The following is a 578-nucleotide window of genomic DNA, read 5'->3' on the forward strand; positions in this document are numbered from 1 at the left end:
ATCTAAGCGTGAAGCCCCCCTCAAGATGAGATTTCCCAATTCGTAAGACCCCTTGAAGACCACGAGGTAGATAGGTTGGAGGTGGAAGTGCAGCAATGCATGGAGCTGACCAATACTAATCGGTCGAGGGCTTATCCAAAAAACACCCCRATATTACATTGGGGAAATGCTACGGATTCTAAAACACGCAAATTTCGTTTCGTATCTAGTTTTCAGGTGATCAAAACTGAATTGTAAGTGTACAAGTTATACTTGCAAGGAGGATGATCACGGCATTTGGCGATGCCGGATCCTGAATATACGTTTGGTGGCGATAGCGGAAGGGTTCCACGCGTACCCATACCGAACACGACCGTTAAGCCTTCCAGCGCCGATGGTACTTGGACCGAAGGGTCCCGGGAGAGTAGGACGTCGCCAAGCGGATACATATTCCCTGATAGCTCAGTTGGTAGAGCACTCGACTGTTAATCGAGTTGTCACAGGTTCGAGTCCTGTTCGGGGAGCCACTTATGGAGAGGTGTCCGAGTTGGCCGAAGGAGCACGATTGGAAATCGTGTAGGCGCCAAAAGCGTCTCGAG

The 578-nt window shown here is 49.9% G+C and carries 1 tRNA gene and 2 rRNA genes; all 3 read left to right on the top strand.

The window, feature by feature from the left end:
* Window positions 1–139, top strand: a 23S ribosomal RNA gene (locus AB4124_RS34055); the annotation flags it as partial.
* 164 nt (window positions 140–303) lie between these two features.
* Window positions 304–420 (top strand): 5S ribosomal RNA (rrf, locus tag AB4124_RS34060).
* A gap of 10 nt (window positions 421–430) precedes the next feature.
* Window positions 431–506, top strand: a tRNA-Asn gene (locus AB4124_RS34065).
* The last annotated feature ends 72 nt before the right edge of the window (window positions 507–578 follow it).

Origin of the sequence: Paenibacillus sp. 2KB_20 (assembly GCF_052115765.1) — a bacterium.
Taxonomy (GTDB): Bacteria; Bacillota; Bacilli; order Paenibacillales; family Paenibacillaceae; genus Paenibacillus_AQ.